At 33.2% G+C, this 17,183-nt stretch carries 9 protein-coding genes and 1 riboswitch; of the genes, 8 read left to right on the forward strand and 1 reads right to left on the reverse strand.

The features are described from left to right. Nucleotides 1-4: 4 nt before the first annotated feature. From BFJ87_RS07320 to BFJ87_RS07330, 3 genes are all read left to right on the forward strand, one after another. Nucleotides 5-2,503 (forward strand): DUF5686 family protein, encoded by a 2,499-nt coding sequence (locus BFJ87_RS07320; RefSeq protein WP_077402083.1) that lies wholly within the window; start codon nucleotides 5-7, stop codon nucleotides 2,501-2,503. 84 nt (nucleotides 2,504-2,587) lie between these two features. Beyond that, nucleotides 2,588-3,115, forward strand: coding sequence for an inorganic diphosphatase (locus BFJ87_RS07325; RefSeq protein WP_077402086.1), 528 nt, complete (start codon nucleotides 2,588-2,590; stop codon nucleotides 3,113-3,115). Between the two features lie 119 nt (nucleotides 3,116-3,234). After that, nucleotides 3,235-5,682, forward strand: coding sequence for a sodium-translocating pyrophosphatase (locus tag BFJ87_RS07330; RefSeq protein WP_077402089.1), 2,448 nt, complete (start codon nucleotides 3,235-3,237; stop codon nucleotides 5,680-5,682). Nucleotides 5,683-5,741: 59 nt separating this feature from the next. Here BFJ87_RS07330 and BFJ87_RS07335 read toward each other — a convergent pair whose 3' ends face one another. After that, complete coding sequence (locus tag BFJ87_RS07335; RefSeq protein WP_077402092.1) at nucleotides 5,742-6,362, reverse strand: deoxynucleoside kinase; 621 nt, start codon at nucleotides 6,360-6,362, stop codon at nucleotides 5,742-5,744. A gap of 282 nt (nucleotides 6,363-6,644) precedes the next feature. Here BFJ87_RS07335 and BFJ87_RS07340 point away from each other — a divergent pair, with 282 nt between their 5' ends. From BFJ87_RS07340 to thrA, 5 genes are all read left to right on the forward strand, one after another. Then, a complete protein-coding gene (locus BFJ87_RS07340) occupies nucleotides 6,645-7,478 on the forward strand; it encodes a GLPGLI family protein (protein ID WP_077402095.1) in 834 nt (277 codons plus the stop codon). A gap of 28 nt (nucleotides 7,479-7,506) precedes the next feature. After that, complete coding sequence (locus BFJ87_RS07345; protein WP_077402098.1) at nucleotides 7,507-10,275, forward strand: carboxypeptidase-like regulatory domain-containing protein; 2,769 nt, start codon at nucleotides 7,507-7,509, stop codon at nucleotides 10,273-10,275. A 277-nt stretch (nucleotides 10,276-10,552) separates the two neighbouring features. Further along, nucleotides 10,553-11,809 carry a methionine adenosyltransferase gene (gene metK / locus BFJ87_RS07350; RefSeq protein ID WP_077402101.1) on the forward strand — a complete coding sequence of 419 codons (1,257 nt, stop codon included), beginning with the start codon at nucleotides 10,553-10,555 and terminating at the stop codon, nucleotides 11,807-11,809. 330 nt (nucleotides 11,810-12,139) lie between these two features. Beyond that, nucleotides 12,140-12,254, forward strand: a riboswitch (SAM riboswitch). 140 nt (nucleotides 12,255-12,394) lie between these two features. After that, nucleotides 12,395-13,684 (forward strand): O-acetylhomoserine aminocarboxypropyltransferase/cysteine synthase family protein, encoded by a 1,290-nt coding sequence (locus BFJ87_RS07355; RefSeq protein ID WP_077402104.1) that lies wholly within the window; start codon nucleotides 12,395-12,397, stop codon nucleotides 13,682-13,684. 65 nt (nucleotides 13,685-13,749) lie between these two features. Next, nucleotides 13,750-17,133, forward strand: coding sequence for a bifunctional aspartate kinase/homoserine dehydrogenase I (gene thrA, locus BFJ87_RS07360; RefSeq protein WP_077402107.1), 3,384 nt, complete (start codon nucleotides 13,750-13,752; stop codon nucleotides 17,131-17,133). Nucleotides 17,134-17,183 lie beyond the last annotated feature (50 nt).

The following is a 17,183-nucleotide window of genomic DNA, read 5'->3' on the forward strand; positions in this document are numbered from 1 at the left end:
AGTTATGATAAAAAAATTCTTTTTTGTTCTGTTTTGTTTTGTTTACGCTTTAAATTATGCGCAAACAAAAGTAAGTGGAGTTGTTTTAGATGAATTTGGTGAACCCGTAGCATTTGCCAATGTACTATTTAAAAATTCCACAGAAGGTACCATTACAAACGATGATGGTCGCTTTTATATGGAGTCAGACAATAACCATTCGGTTTTACAAATATCTTTTGTAGGCTATGAAACTTTAGATATACCGCTTACAGCAAAAGTTACCTATAAAATAGAAGCTGTTTTAAAAGAGTCTGGAGAACAATTAGATGAAGTAGTTATTTTTTCAGGAAAACTCTCAAAAAAAAATAACCCAGCAATAGATATTCTTAAAAAAATATGGGCAAAAAAAAGAGAAAATGGATTACGTAAGTATAAACAATACGAATATGATAAATATGAGAAAGTAGAGTTTGACCTTAATACCATAGACAGTGCTTTAATTAAGAGTAAAATGTTTAGAGGTTTAGAGTTTGTTTTTAATGATTTAGACACCTCTAGAGTAACAGGAAAAACGTACTTACCTATATTTTTAAACGAAACATTTCATAAAGTTAATGGTGATAATGTTTTAGGTGTTAAAAAAGAAAAATTACAAGGGAGTAAAAACTCGGGTTTTTCTAATAACCAAGCAATAACAGCTTTTGTAGAAGATTTGTACTCAGACTACGATATTTACAATAACTATTTAAAATTTTTTGATAAGAGTTTTACAAGTCCGCTTTCTAAAACAGGTGTAGATGTTTACAATTATGCCTTAGCAGATAGTGCTTTTATAGATAACAAGTGGTGCTACAATATTATTTATTACCCAAGACGTAAAAATGAGCTTACTTTTAAAGGAGATTTTTGGGTAAACGATTCTACTTATGCTATTAAAAAAATTAATCTTGAGGTTACAAAAAGTGCAAACATTAACTGGGTTAAAGAGATTTATATAGAGCAGGAGTTTGATGTAGTTAACGATTCTGTTTTTCTATTGAAAAGAGATTATATGCTAAGTGATTTTAGCCTTAACAAAAAAGAAAACTCTAAAGGTATATATGGTAAGCGTACAACTATCTACAATAATTATAAGTTTGATATTCCAAAGGATAAAAAGTTTTACAAGCAAAGTGTAGATGAGTACAGTCCGGAAGCATTTAGTAGGGATGATAATTTTTGGGCAGAAAATAGGTTGGAGCGTTTAAATAAGGACGAAAAAGGTGTATACGAACTTTTAGACACATTAAAAACCGTACCTAAGTTTAAAAGTTACTATAACATAGTAAGTATTTTGGGTTCTGGTTATGTAGAAATAGATAAGTGGAATTTGGATATTGGAGACGTTTATAGCGTTTTTGGTTATAATGACGCAGAAGGTGTGCGTGTGCGTGCAGGGGCAAGGACTTATTTTGGGCAAAATGATCCGTGGCGTGTAGAAGGTTATTTGGCCTATGGTTTTGATGACGATAAAGTAAAACACGGTATTTCTGCAAAATGGTTAATAGATAAAAAAAGTAGGTTAATAGTTTCTGGAGGACACAGGCAAGATATAGAACAATTAGGTTTAAGTTTAACTGCAACTAATGATGTTTTAGGCAGGAGTATTGCTTCCTCATCTGTATTTACTGTAGGTTCTAATGACAGGTTAACAAATATAGATTTGTCTGCGTTTAGTATAGAGGTAGAACCCGTTAATAATGTAAGACTACGCGTTGGTAACTCATACAGGAAATTAAGTTCTGCCTTACCAAATGCGTTTAGTTTAGATTATGTAGATGCAGAGTCTCCAACAGGGATCTCGTCACAAATTAAGCAGTTAGACTTTACCACAACCTTAATTTATACACCAGGTAAACGTACAATTGGTTACGGCGTAGAACGTAAAAGTATAAATGACGAGTATAGTACATTACTATTTAATTATTCTAAAGGGTTTAAAGGACCTATGGAGAGTGATTTTGATTATGATAAGATTCAGTTTTCTTACGGCCAACCTTGGCAAATTGGCGGTTTTGGCAGGTTGTATAGTACTGTAGAAATAGGTAAAACTTTTGGCGAGGTACCTTTGGGGTTACTTAATGTAATACCGGGTAACCAAACGCTATTTTCAATATATAACACATTCCCAAATTTAGATTTTTATGAATTTGTAACAGATACATACGCATCTGTGCATTTAGAACATAATTTTAATGGTAGGCTGTTTTCTCGTATACCGTTTATGAGAAAGCTTAATTTAAGAGAAATTGTAGGATTAAGAGGTGTTTGGGGAGAGCTTTCATCAGAAAATATTGCTTTAAATGCTCCAACTAATATTCCGTTAATGGCGCCATCTGATGAGATGTATTGGGAATATTCTTTTGGGATAGGCAATATTTTTAAAATATTACGCGTTGACTTTAATTTTAGAGGTAACTATTTTGATAACCCAAATGCACGCCCTTTTAGTGTTACAGGTTCTTTTGGATTTAATTTTTAATATAATGCTATCAATAAATTAAACTAAAAAATACTTTTTGTTACTATAGATTACACTATTTTTGTACAATAATTAATAATAAGAATGACTAAACACGGTAAAACATCTTTTGATGTATTAATAGAGATTCCAAAAGGAAGTAGAAATAAGTACGAATACGATTTTGATTTAAAAAAGATACGTTTTGATAGAATGTTATTTTCTTCAATGATGTATCCTGCAGATTATGGTTTTATACCAGAAACTTTAGCATTAGATGGTGATCCATTAGATGTTTTAGTTTTAGGAGGTGAACCAACTTTTCCAATGTGTGTTGTAGAGGTAAAGCCAATTGGGGTTTTTCATATGGCAGACGAAAAAGGTCCAGATGAAAAAATTATCTGTGTTCCTGTATCAGATCCAATCTGGAACATATTAAACGATTTATCAGATATGAATCCTCACCAAATTAAAGAAATTGAACATTTCTTTCAGGTGTACAAAGATTTAGAAAAGAAAAAAGTAGACGTTGGTGGTTGGGGAGATGCCAAAGAAGCTTACGAAATCTTGAATAAATGTATAGAAAGATACGATGAGAGTGAATTTAAATCTAAAAATGCTTTTAAGATTTAAAATAAGAAATCATCAATAAATAACCTAAAAACCCTCTTATATGATAAATATGAGAGGGTTTTTTTGTTAAGTTTCATTTTCTTACATTTACTAGGTTAATAATTAAACAATTATAAAATATGGAGTCAATGATTATTTATGCGCCAATTATAATGGCGGTACTAGGACTGGTTTATATGGTTATAAAACAGACTTGGGTAATGAAACAAGACGCTGGTGATGGTAAAATGAAAGAAATTTCAGATCACATTTACGAAGGAGCTTTGGCATTTTTAAATGCAGAATATAAGCTCTTGGCAATATTTGTAGTAATTGTAAGTGTTTTACTTGCAATAGTATCTATAGTAGTGCCCACAACTCATTGGTTAATTGTAGTTGCGTTTATTTTTGGAGCTATATTCTCTGCTTTTGCTGGTAATATAGGAATGAAAATTGCAACCAAAACAAATGTTAGAACTACCCAAGCAGCACGTACTAGTTTGCCAAATGCTCTAAAAATATCTTTTGGCGGAGGAACTGTAATGGGGCTTGGTGTTGCAGGTTTAGCAGTATTAGGGTTAACAGCTTTTTTTATAATTTTTTACCAATACGTTTTTATGCCTAACGGATGGACAAATGTTGGTGATATGACTATAGTTTTAGAAACATTGGCGGGTTTTTCCCTAGGAGCAGAATCTATAGCTTTATTTGCTAGAGTAGGAGGAGGTATTTATACAAAGGCCGCAGATGTGGGGGCAGATTTGGTAGGTAAGGTAGAAGCTGGTATTCCTGAAGATGATCCACGTAACCCAGCAACAATTGCAGATAATGTAGGTGATAACGTTGGTGATGTTGCCGGTATGGGAGCAGATTTATTTGGTTCTTACGTTGCTACCGTTTTAGCAGCTATGGTTTTGGGTAATTATGTTATAAAAGATATGGGAGGCTCTATACAAGATGCCTTTGGTGGTATTGGCCCAATTTTATTACCAATGGCTATAGCAGGTGCAGGTATATTAATTTCTATTATTGGTACTATGCTAGTTAAGATAAAGACTAACGATGCTAAAGAAGCACAAGTAATGGGTGCATTAAATTTAGGAAACTGGGTATCTATAGGTTTAGTGGCAGCTTCTTGTTTTGGATTGGTTACCTGGATGCTACCAGAAACAATGCAGATGGAATTTTTTGGAGAAGGTAAAATTGCTATCTCATCTATACGTGTTTTTTATGCAACTTTGGTTGGTTTGGTTGTTGGTGCTGTAATTTCGTCGGTTACCGAATATTACACTGGTTTAGGTAAAAAGCCAATATTAAAAATTGTTCAACAATCTAGTACAGGTGCAGGTACAAATATTATTGCTGGTTTGGCAACTGGTATGATTTCTACTTTTCCTTCTGTATTGTTATTTGCAGGTGCTATTTGGGCCTCTTATGCTTTTGCTGGTTTTTATGGTGTAGCTTTAGCTGCTTCTGCTATGATGGCAACTACGGCTATGCAATTGGCTATTGATGCATTTGGACCAATATCTGACAATGCTGGTGGTATAGCAGAAATGAGTGAACAAGAGCCAATTGTACGTGAACGTACAGATATTTTAGACTCGGTTGGTAATACAACTGCTGCAACAGGTAAAGGTTTTGCTATTGCCTCTGCTGCATTAACATCATTAGCATTATTTGCTGCTTACGTAACTTTTACTGGTATAGATGGAATTAATATTTTTAAAGCTCCAGTTTTAGCAATGTTATTTGTTGGTGGTATGGTGCCTGTAGTATTCTCTGCATTGGCTATGAACGCTGTAGGTAAGGCTGCAATGGAAATGGTGCAAGAGGTGCGCAGGCAGTTTAAAGATATTCCTGGTATTATGGAAGGTACAGGAAAACCAGAATACGATAAGTGTGTTGCAATTTCTACACAAGCTTCTTTAAAAGAAATGATGTTACCTGGTTTGCTAACTATTGGTTTTCCGCTTGTTATTGCATTTGTTCCTATGCTATTTGGTATGAATAATATGGCTATTGCAGAAATGCTTGGAGGTTATATGGCAGGCGTTACAGTAAGTGGTGTGCTTTGGGCTATTTTTCAAAATAACGCAGGTGGTGCTTGGGATAATGCTAAAAAATCTTTTGAAGCAGGAGTAGAAATTAACGGAGAAATGACATACAAGGGCTCTGATGCACATAAAGCTGCGGTTACAGGAGATACAGTTGGTGATCCTTTTAAAGATACTTCTGGCCCATCAATGAATATATTAATAAAACTAACGTGTTTAATAGGTTTGGTTATAGCTCCTATTTTAGGCGGACATATAGAGGATAGCACAGTATTTAAGGAACATCAAACTAAAAAAGAAGTAACCATAAATATTGATGCAACTAGTAATGATTTGGCTGTGGCAACTATTACAACTATAACTACAAAAGACGGAGAACTAAATAAAAATGTACAGGTTGTAAATGGTACTGTAGAAGAAATTACAAAAAAAATAAAAGCTGCTAAAGAAAAAGAAGGTATGGAGGTTAATGTATCTAAAGACAATAACTCTAATAAAACTATTACAGTAGGGCTAGATTACAAAAACTGATATAGAATTTTATTTAATTCATAAAAAAAACCACACTTTTTGGTGTGGTTTTTTAGTTTTTATGGTTGAAATAATCCGTTTATTTCTGCATCAATTTTATTAATAACAAAACCTAAATCTTCAGGATTGTCAACAAAATTTAAATTATCTACATCAATAATTAATAAATTTCCTTTGTCATAACCGTGTATCCAAGCTTCATAACGTTCATTTAATCTGCTTAAATAATCAATAGAAATAGTGTTTTCGTAATCTCTACCTCTTTTATGTATTTGGTTCACTAAATTAGGAATAGAACTCCTTAAATAAATAAGTAAATCTGGTGGTTGTACCAAGCTTTCCATTAACTCAAAAAGACTCGTGTAATTTTCAAAGTCTCTGTTCGTTAATAATCCCATTGCGTGTAAGTTAGGAGCAAAAATAAAGGCATCTTCATATATTGTTCTATCCTGTATTATGTCTTTGCCACTTTCTCTAATTTGTAAAATTTGTCTAAACCTGCTATTTAAAAAGTATATCTGCAAATTAAAACTCCAACGTTCCATTTGGTTGTAAAAATCATCTAAGTAAGGATTGTCTACAACATCTTCAAAATTTGGTTGCCAATTAAAATGTTTGGCTAGCAATCTGGTTAAAGTTGTTTTCCCTGCACCTATGTTTCCTGCTACTGCAATATGCATATTCTGTATGTGTTTTATTTTTTATTAGACCGATATAGGGGTCGCACAATATACAAGATAAGACTAGTATCTAAAAATGTTTGCGGCAATAAACCTAATACTTTTTAAAACCAGTAGTAAACCATTGTATTTGTACAAAGTTACAACGATAAAATAAGTCTTGTGCGTATGTCTAAAACGATTTTTTTAAAAAAAATACAATTCGCCATTAAACTATATTAAAAGATGGTAGTCTAAGTTGTTGAAAGCTAACTATCCGACAAGGATATAAACCACATACAAATGAAGAACATTTTTTTAGTTGCACTTACTTTAGTTGCTACGGTTTTTACCGTAACGGCTCAGGATTTTCAGGGTAAGGCTATTTATGAAACAAAGCTAACTAAGGCTCCAGACTTTGGAGGTAGAGATATGCCAGAGGCTCGTAAAAAAGAGATTATGGAGCGTATGAAAAGCGCAATGGAAAAAACATACATTTTAACGTTTAACAGAACAGAGTCTTACTATGTAGAAGACGAAAAATTAGAAGCCCCAGGTGGTGGTGGACCCGGTTGGATGCGTTTTGTTGGTGGAGGTTCTACTGGTAAATATTACAAAAATATTAAAGAGCAAAACTATACCAACCAAGTAGAAATGTACAGCAAAAATTTTTTAATAAAAGATGAGTTAAAAAAACCTGAATGGAAAATGGGCTCGGAAACTAAAAAAATTGGTAATTATACAGTATACAAAGCAACCCTTACAACTCCTATAGATACTACCGGTATGGGAGCAATGACCAGAATGTTTAGACGCGGTAGGCAAGGAGGAGAGTCTCAGCGAAAAATACCTACAGAAAAAACAGTTGTGGCTTGGTATACATTAGATATTCCTATTAGTCAAGGTCCTGCAGAATACTGGGGTTTACCAGGTTTAATTTTAGAAATAGAGCAAGAAGGATCTACATTGGTTTGTACTAAAATTGTAATGAATGCAGATGATGTTGTAGAGGTTAAAGCTCCAACCAAAGGAAAAGACATTAATCAACAAGATTTTGATGCTCTTATGGTAAAAAAGCGTCAGGAGATGATGCAGAATTTTCAACAGCGCAGAGGATCAGGCGGCAGAGGTCGTTAAATTTCATCAGTATTAATACATATTTATAATGAAAAAAATCATAAAATTTTTTATGGTTATGGCTTGTATTGCCGTAACCGGAGTAGTACAGGCGCAAAAAATTACTGTTACTGGTGTTGTTAAGGATAGTCTTAATAATCCTTTAGAAATGGCTAACGTAGTAGCTATTAATGCAGAAACTAAAGCATTAGATGGTTTTGGAATTACCAATGAAAAAGGTATTTACAAAATGAATGTCGAGGAAAATTCTAAATACAATATTAAGGTAAGTTATTTAGGTTTTAAAACAAGAGAAATTGTTTTAGAAACTAAAGAAACAGATATAAACAGAAATTTTACTTTGTTAGATGAGGCAGAAAGTTTAGATGGTGTAGAAATTACGTATGAGATGCCTGTAAACGTTAAGGGAGATACAATTGAGTATAATGCAGATTCTTTTGCTACAGGTACAGAAAAAAAACTTGAAGATCTTTTAAAAAATTTACCAGGAGTAGAGGTTAATGACGATGGTGAAATTGAAGTAGAAGGTCAGTCTGTTGGTAAAGTAATGGTAGAGGGTAAAGATTTTTTTGACGGCGATAGCAAATTGGCATCAAAAAATATACCTGCAAATGCTTTAGATAAAATACAGGTTTTAAAAAACTACAATGAGGTTGGACAGTTAAAAGGTGTAACAGATAATCAAGACAATTACGCAATTAACATAAAACTAAAAGAAGGTAAAAAGAATTTTTGGTTTGGAGAAATCACAGCAGGTGTAGGTAATGAAGAACGTTACATTGCGCACCCTAAATTATTTTATTACAACCCTAATTATAGTATAAACTTAATTACAAACTTTAATAATATTGGCGAAGTACCATTTACACGTAGAGACTATTTTAGGTTTACTGGTGGTTTTGGTAATGGAGGTAGCACAAATACAGGTACAAGTTTTAATGTAGGTTCTAGTGATATGGGCTTTTTAACACTACAAAATAATAGGGCTCAAGAAATAAGCTCTAAGTTTGGTGCTGCTAACTTTAGTTATTCTCCTAAAAAAACTTGGGATTTAAGTGGTTTTGCAATCTACTCTGGTAACGTTACAGATATGCAGCAAAATACATTTAGACAATACAAAGCTAATGCAGATGGCAGCCAACCATCTCCAGATGAATTTACAGAGAGTGTAACAAACCAAAGAAGTGATTTGGCTTTGCTAAAGTTAAGTTCTAGTTACAAACCTAATGCAGATAATCATTTTGATTATGATATTTTTGGTAGAATATCTAGCCAAAAAGAAGTGCAAGATTTGTACTCAACTTTAACAGGTGATATAGATGAAGTTCAAAAACAGGACCCGTATAGTATAAATCAGAACGCTAATTATTACTACACTTTAAATGCAAAAAATATTTTTGCCGTAGAAGCACAATATTTATTACAACAAGAAGATCCTTTTTACAATGCAGCTTTGGCACAAAGTGATCAGTTTAGGTTAGATGAGGTTTTAGGTATGGACCAAAACCAAGATGGTTATGATGTTGTGCAAGACAAAATGGTAAAGACCAATAAACTAGATGCAAAAATAGATTACTGGTACATTACAGGAGATAAGAGTAATTTAAAATTTACACTTGGTTCTTTATTAAGTACACAAAAGTTTAATTCAGAAATTTTTCAGATTTTAGATAACGGTAATAAATTTACGTTAGATGATGCTGTTAGCTCTGTAGAAAATGATGTTAAGTACAACTTTACAGATATTTATATGGCTTTTGAGTATAGAGTAAAAGTAGGTGCATTTACATTTACTCCCGCAGTTTCTGTACACAATTATACAACAAAAAATGAGCAATTAGGATCTACTGTTACAGATGATTTTGTTCGTTTGTTGCCAAGTTTTAACACAAGATTACAAATTAAAAAGAGCGAGGATATCAACTTTAATTACAGAATGATGACTAGTTTTTCTGATGTTAACCAGTTTGCATCTTCTTTTGTAATGAATAATTACAACTCTCTTTTTCAAGGTAACAGAGATTTAGAAAGTGCATTGTCTCATAACTTAACACTGCGTTATAACAATTTTAATATGTTTAATTTTAGCAATATTAGAGCATCATTATCATATAACAAAAGGGTAGATCAAGTACGTAACATATCAGATTTCTTAAACTTTGCCAACCCAGATTATCCTGCAACTTCTGATGATGAGTTTATACAAACATCTAACAGAATATCGTCTCCGTTTAACTCTAACTTTGCAGATGAAACTTTTTCTGCAAACGGATCTTTTGAGCGTACTTTTGGTAAAATAAAAGCAGGTTTAGGAGCAACTATGAACTACTCTAAGTTTAACCAAATTGTAGATAATGAGCAAGCAATTAACGAGTCTTTTACAACTACTTACAGAGGTAGTTTAGGAACACGTTTTTTAAACGCGCCAAATATAGAGTTTGGTTATAATTTAGCCGTAAACAATTACGAGCAGCCAAATGGCTCTAGTATAAAATACTTTACACATCAGCCAACCATAAAATTAGATGCTACTTTTTTAAGAGATTTTATTTTTAATGCAGACTACTCTTATTACAACTATAAAAACGAGGTAGAAAGTTTAAATACATACTCTTTTATGGATGCAACATTGGGCTACCAAAAAAAGGATAGCAAATGGGAGTATATTTTAGGAGTAACAAACCTTTTTAATACAGAATCTTTAAATCAGGATAGTGATAATACCTTGTTTGTTAGCACAAGTGAGTATTTTATACAGCCAAGATATGTAACCTTAAAAGTAAGGTACAACCTGTAATACAGCATTGTTTGTTTATATAGAGGCTATGGATTGCAAATTAATTTGTAACCATAGCCTCTTATTTTTTCGTTAAAACTATTTTAGAACCAATCTAATTTTATACTTTTGCAGTCTAATTTAAGAGGAAGGATTTGACTGATTGCAACCTCGTATACTGTTACTCAGTACTACAAAAAATGCTAAAACAGATTTAGTTAATTTTTTTTGACGCCTTTTCCTGTTTTTTTTGCAATCTATCTTACCGTTTCTCTACTAACAATAGAAGTACAATATTATGGCATATTTATTCACATCAGAATCTGTAAGTGAAGGACATCCAGATAAAATTGCAGATCAAATTAGTGATGCATTATTAGATAATTTTTTAGCTTTTGATCCAGAAAGTAAAGTAGCTTGTGAAACACTAGTTACAACTGGGCAAGTAGTACTTGCTGGTGAGGTAAAAAGCAATACCTATGTAGACTTGCAAAACATAGCACGTGAGGTAATTAATAACATTGGTTACACAAAAGGAGCTTACCAATTTAGTGGAGATTCTTGTGGTGTTATCTCATTAATACATGAGCAGTCACAAGACATTAATCAAGGTGTAGACCGTGGTTCTAAAGAAGAACAAGGTGCTGGAGACCAAGGTATGATGTTTGGTTACGCAAGTAAAGAAACAGAAAACTATATGCCATTGGCATTAGATATTTCGCATAAAATATTACAAGAGCTTGCTGCATTGCGTAGAGACGGTAAACAAATCTCTTATTTACGCCCAGATGCTAAGGCGCAAGTAACCATAGAATATTCAGATGATAACGTACCGCAAGGTATAGATACTATTGTTGTATCTACACAGCATGACGATTTTGATGCTAATGATGAAAAAATGTTAGCGCAAATAAAATCAGATATCATTTCTATTTTAATGCCAAAAGTAATAGCGCAATTTCCAGAGAAAGTACAAGCGTTATTTACCAACAAAATTCAGTATCACATTAACCCAACAGGTAAATTTGTAATTGGTGGTCCGCACGGAGACACAGGTCTTACAGGCCGTAAAATTATAGTAGATACCTACGGTGGTAAAGGTGCTCACGGTGGTGGTGCATTTAGTGGTAAAGATCCAAGTAAGGTAGACCGTAGTGCAGCATATGCGGCAAGGCACGCAGCTAAAAATTTAGTAGCAGCTGGTATTGCAGACGAGATTTTGGTGCAAGTAAGTTACGCCATTGGTGTAGTAGAACCAACATCTATTTTTGTAGACACCTATGGTACAGCAAAAGTAAATTTAACAGATGGAGAAATTGCCAAAACAGTAGCACAAATTTTTGATATGCGTCCGTTTGCCATAGAAGACCGTTTAAAGCTAAGAAACCCTATTTATTTAGAGACCGCAGCTTATGGCCATATGGGTAAAGAACCAAAAACAATCACAAAAGTTTTTGAGTCTCCATACAATGGTAAAGTAGAAAAAAAAGTAGAACTTTTTACTTGGGAAAAATTAGATATGGTAAGCGCAGTAAAAGCTGCTTTTAACCTTTAAAATAAAGTTTTTAATACTATATAAGTGCTTTGCTGTAATGGTAAAGCACTTTTTTTGTGTTTGATGTTTTGCTATTTATTTGGGTGTTACCGCAAGGGTCGGGCTTTTTGTTTCAATCTTTTTTAAGAAATATAAAAAAGGATTTTCACTGCAATCCCTAACACAAATAAAGTTTTAATTTAAAAAATCGTTACAAAAACAAACAATTATTGTGTTTCTGTTATTTAAGCTTGTTAAAAAGGTTAAAATCAATATTTTTTCAAAAAAGATTAGGATATTAAATTTTTCTAAACATATATTTGTAGCTCAAAGTTCAAAACACTTATTGAATAGTTATCAAGAAAGGCGGAGGGATTAGACCCAATGAAGCCTTAGCAACCCTTTGTGCAATACAAAGAAGGTGCTAAATTCTACCAAGTACAGCGGTACTATAGGCAGATAACGAAACAAGCTTTTTTATTTCAAAAAAAGCAAATTTCCAATTTCTTTTTAACTCATTTAATTTTTAAACCATCTTGCAAAGTCGGCAAGACGCGGTTTTGGCTTTTTTATTTTATCAATTTTAATAATTAAAAAATCAAAATTATGAGTACTCAAAAATTAGCAACAAACGCATTACACGCAGGTCACAACCCATCAGAAACAGGAGGAACAAGAGCAGTACCTATTTACCAAACGTCTTCATACGTTTTTAAAGACACAGACCACGCAGCAAACTTATTTTCTTTATCAGAATTAGGATTTATTTACACACGTTTAAACAATCCTACAAATCAAATATTACAAGACAGGTTAGCAGCGGCAGAAGGTGGTGTAGGAGCAGTAGTTTTTGCATCTGGCACAGCAGCAATCTCTACAGGTTTACTAACTCTTTTACGAGCGGGAGACCACATTGTAGCATCTAGCAGTTTGTATGGTGGCACATTTAATCTGTTAAATGTAACCTTACCAAGATTAGGTATTACAACCACTTTTGTAGATGCTTCTGAACCTGAAAATTTTGGTAAAGCAGTACAAGAAAATACAAGAGCATTTTTTGTAGAGTCATTAGGAAATCCTAAGCTAGATGTTTTAGACTTAAAAGCAATTTCTAAAGAAGCAAAAGAAGCACAAGTGCCTTTTATTGTAGACAATACAGTAGCATCACCAGCATTACTAAACCCAATTGAGCACGGTGCAAATTTAGTAATACACTCGCTAACAAAATATATAGGCGGACAAGGAACTTCTTTAGGAGGTGCAATTGTAGATGCAGGTACGTTTGACTGGACAAACGGGAAATTCCCAGAGTTTACAGAGCCATCTGCTGGGTACCACGGTTTAATATATAGTGAAGCTCTTGGTAATGCTGCATTTACATATAAATTAATTTTAGAGGGGTTAAGAGATTTTGGTGGAGCTTTAAGTCCGTTTAATGCATTCCAAATAATACAAGGTTTAGAAACTTTACCAGTGCGTATAAAACAACATAGTGCAAACGCATTAGAATTGGCTGCTTGGTTAGAGGGTAGAGATGAGGTTGCTTGGGTAAATTACCCAGGATTAGAAAGTAATAAATACTATGACCTTGCCAAAGAATATTTACCAAAAGGACAAAGTGGCTTAGTTACATTTGGTGTAAAAGGAGGTTTTGAAGCTGCTAAAAAACTAACAGATGCCACTAAAATATTCTCTCTTTTAGCAAACATAGGAGATACAAAATCTTTAATAATTCACCCAGCAAGTACAACGCATCAACAATTAACAGTAGAGCAGCAGGAGTCTGCAGGTGTTGGTCAAGATTTAATTCGTTTGTCTGTTGGTCTAGAAGATATAGAAGACTTAAAGTTAGATTTAGAAGAGGCTTTTAAGGCAGTATCTGCCGTTACGGCCTAGTAATAATTAGTTCTCAAAATAAATTACAAATAATCTAATTGGTCTTTAGATTAAAACAACTTACTATGTTGCATTACATAAAACTAAAAAAATATACAACGCTAAGTGGTAGCACACAAAATATAGACTTGTCATATCAGGTATTTGGAGCAGAATTGCACACCGCACCAATTGTACTTGTAAACCATGCTTTAACAGGTAACTCTAATGTGTCTGGTGAAAATGGTTGGTGGTCTACACTAATTGGCGAGGGAAAATGTATAGATACCACAAAATATACAGTGCTATCTTTTAATATTCCTGGCAATGGTTTTGATGGTTTTGTAATAGAAAATTATAAAGATTTTGTGGCTAAAGATATAGCGCATATATTTTTATTGGGATTAAAAGAACTAAATATAAATTCGCTTTTCGCCATAATAGGAGGTTCTTTAGGCGGCGGTATTGCTTGGGAAATGGCAGCGCTAAACCCAAGGCTAACTCAACATTTAATTCCGGTTGCATCAGATTGGAAATCTACAGATTGGCTTATTGCCAATTGCCAAATTCAAGAACAGTTTTTGGTGAACTCTAAACAACCTGTACACGATGCGCGTATGCATGCAATGTTGTGTTACCGTACACCAGAATCTTTTAAGGCTCGTTTTAATCGAAGTACAAATACAGAAGAACAGTTGTTTAATGTAGAAAGTTGGTTAACGCATCATGGTAAAAAATTACAAGAGCGTTTTCAATTATCTGCATATAAATTAATGAATCAGTTGTTAAAAACCATAGACATTACTAGAAATGGTAATGAGGCTTTTATCAACCTGCAAAATAGCAATACATCTATACATATTGTAGGTGTAGATTCTGATTTGTTTTTTACGGCAAAAGAAAATAAAGATACGTTTAAACAATTAGCACAAGCTAATAGTAATGTTACCTATGGGGAAATACACTCGCTTCACGGTCATGATGCTTTTTTAATAGAGTTTGATCAGTTAGAGCAATTGCTAAATGGTATTTTTAGTGACCAAAAAAGTACTGAAGATTTAAAAGTAATTAAGTTTGGAGGTAAATCGCTAGCCAACGGTGAGGGTATTTCTAATGTGGTACGCAAAATAGAATCTAAGATTAAGGCACAAGAAAATATTGCGATAGTAGTTTCTGCTCGAGGAGAATCTACAAACGTATTAGAAAAATTATTAGATTTAGCGGCAAAGGGAGAACCGTATTTAGCAGCCTTTGAAGATTTTAAAGCTTATCAGCAAAATGGGTTACAATTAGATTTTTCAACAGAATATAAAGAGATATTACAAATTTTAGAAGGTGTTGCCTTGTTGGGTGATTATAGCCTAAAAATTAAAGATCAGGTATTAGCATACGGAGAATTGCTTTCTGCACAATATGTTGTAAAAGCACTTGCTAAAGAAGGTGTAAAAGCTGAGTTTATAGATTCTAGAAAAGTAGTGAAAACTGATGCTAATTTTGGTAATGCAAACGTGTTAGAGGAAGAATCTAAAGCTAAAACACAAAAAATAATTTCTAGTTTAGCCAGTAATGTTGTGCCTGTTATTACAGGTTTTATTGCGTCTACAGAAGAAGGTAAAACAACAACTTTAGGTAGAAACGGTAGTAATTATTCAGCCTCTTTATTTGCCAACTTTTTAAATGCTGTAGAGTTACAGAGTTATACACACGTAGATGGTATTTTTACCGCTAATCCAGATTATGTTTCCGATGCAAAACGTATAGAACAATTAAGCTATTCTGAGGCTAACGAGCTTGCAAATTTTGGAGCAACTATTTTACACGCAAAAACAATTATTCCCCTATTAGAAAAGAATATTCCACTACGTATTTTAAATACTTTTAATGGTGATAATGAAGGCACATTAATTAGCGCCAAGACAACTAAGGAGGGTATAAAATCACTTTCTGTGATAGAAAATGTGGCTCTTGTAAACCTAGAAGGCCGTGGTTTGTTAGGTAAGGCTGGTATAGATGCACGTATATTTAAATCACTTGGTGATGAAAAAATTAGTGTTAGTATTATTTCCCAAGGATCATCAGAACGCGGTATTGGCTTGGTGGTAGATGCTGTAAGTGCAGATAAGGCAAAACAGGTTTTAGAGCGCGAGTTTGCTTCAGATTTTTACTCTAAAGACATCAACCTAATAACTGTACAAAAAGATGTTTCTGTAATATCTATTGTTGGTCAGGATTTAAGTACGTTTCATAAGCCATACAATGCATTAATAAAAAACCAGATTGTGCCATTGTTGTTTAATAATACGGTGTCTGGTAAAAACGTGAGTTTAGTGGTTAAAAAAGCTAGTTTACACAAAGCTTTAAATGTAGTGCACGGACAAATATTTGGTGTTGTTAAAAAAGTAAACATAGCCATTTTTGGTCACGGTACTGTTGGTGGTACACTTATAGAGCAATTATTAAAATCTGCTAAAGCCATAGAAGAACGTAAAGGAATTAACCTTAATGTTTTTGCAGTTGCCAACTCTAAAAAAGTATTGCTTAGTAAAAAAGGAATTGGAGAAGATTGGCCTACTAAGTTAAATGAAAATGGAAAATCCTATGAGCTTGCAGATATTTTTGAGTATGCAGAAAAACATCATTTAGAAAATTTAATAGCCATAGATAATACTGCAAATGAGGCTTTTGTGGCTAATTATGTTGATTTGGTAGAAAATGGATTTGATCTTGTATCATCTAACAAAATAGCAAATACTTTAGGGTTTGATTATTACAAAAAACTTAGAGAGATATTAGCTAAAAATCAGAAACAATATTTGTATGAGACTAATGTTGGAGCTGGCTTGCCATTGATAGATACTATTAAGTTATTGCATTTGTCTGGTGAAAATATTACCAGAATTAAAGGCGTATTCTCCGGATCCTTAAGTTATATTTTTAATACGTATTCTGAAGCAAATGTACCTTTTTCTACTATTTTAAATGAGGCAATGGAAAATGGATACACAGAGCCAGATCCGCGTGAAGATTTATGTGGTAATGATGTTGGTAGAAAATTATTGATTTTAGCACGTGAGTTAGAGTTAAGTAATGAATTTTCAGATATTAATATTCAAAATTTAATTCCAGAGGCATTAAGAGAAGGTAGTAAATCAGAATTTTTGAGTCAAGCTGATGCTTTAGATACTGCATTTTCTAAAATTAAAGCAGACCAAAAACCAAATCACGTTTTACGTTATGTAGGCGATTTACACGGTAATCTTCAAGAAGAAAAAGGAATTTTAGATGTAAAATTAGTTTCTGTTCCTAAAGAAAGTGCATTAGGTCAAGTAAAGGGATCAGATTCTATTATAGAAATTTATACCGAGTCTTATGGTAAAAATCCATTAGTAATACAGGGTGCAGGAGCAGGAGCCGCCGTAACCGCAAGAGGTGTATTTGGAGATATTTTAAGAATTGCAGAAAAAGGATAGCTTTTGCTTAGAAATAAGAGACAAGAATATAGAGTAAAGAAAAAAGAATA

The organism is Cellulophaga omnivescoria (assembly GCF_001999725.1).
GTDB classification, from domain to species: Bacteria; Bacteroidota; Bacteroidia; order Flavobacteriales; family Flavobacteriaceae; genus Cellulophaga; species Cellulophaga omnivescoria.

Bases quoted from the DNA above. Each gene is read 5' to 3' on its own strand.
- BFJ87_RS07320 (WP_077402083.1), top strand. From the start codon at position 5: ATGATAAAAAAATTCTTTTTTGTTCTGTTTTGTTTTGTTTACGCTTTA.
- BFJ87_RS07325 (WP_077402086.1), top strand. From the start codon at position 2,588: ATGACTAAACACGGTAAAACATCTTTTGATGTATTAATAGAGATTCCA.
- BFJ87_RS07330 (WP_077402089.1), top strand. From the start codon at position 3,235: ATGGAGTCAATGATTATTTATGCGCCAATTATAATGGCGGTACTAGGA.
- BFJ87_RS07335 (WP_077402092.1), bottom strand. From the start codon at position 6,362: ATGCATATTGCAGTAGCAGGAAACATAGGTGCAGGGAAAACAACTTTA.
- BFJ87_RS07340 (WP_077402095.1), top strand. From the start codon at position 6,645: ATGAAGAACATTTTTTTAGTTGCACTTACTTTAGTTGCTACGGTTTTT.
- BFJ87_RS07345 (WP_077402098.1), top strand. From the start codon at position 7,507: ATGAAAAAAATCATAAAATTTTTTATGGTTATGGCTTGTATTGCCGTA.
- metK (WP_077402101.1), top strand. From the start codon at position 10,553: ATGGCATATTTATTCACATCAGAATCTGTAAGTGAAGGACATCCAGAT.
- BFJ87_RS07355 (WP_077402104.1), top strand. From the start codon at position 12,395: ATGAGTACTCAAAAATTAGCAACAAACGCATTACACGCAGGTCACAAC.
- thrA (WP_077402107.1), top strand. From the start codon at position 13,750: ATGTTGCATTACATAAAACTAAAAAAATATACAACGCTAAGTGGTAGC.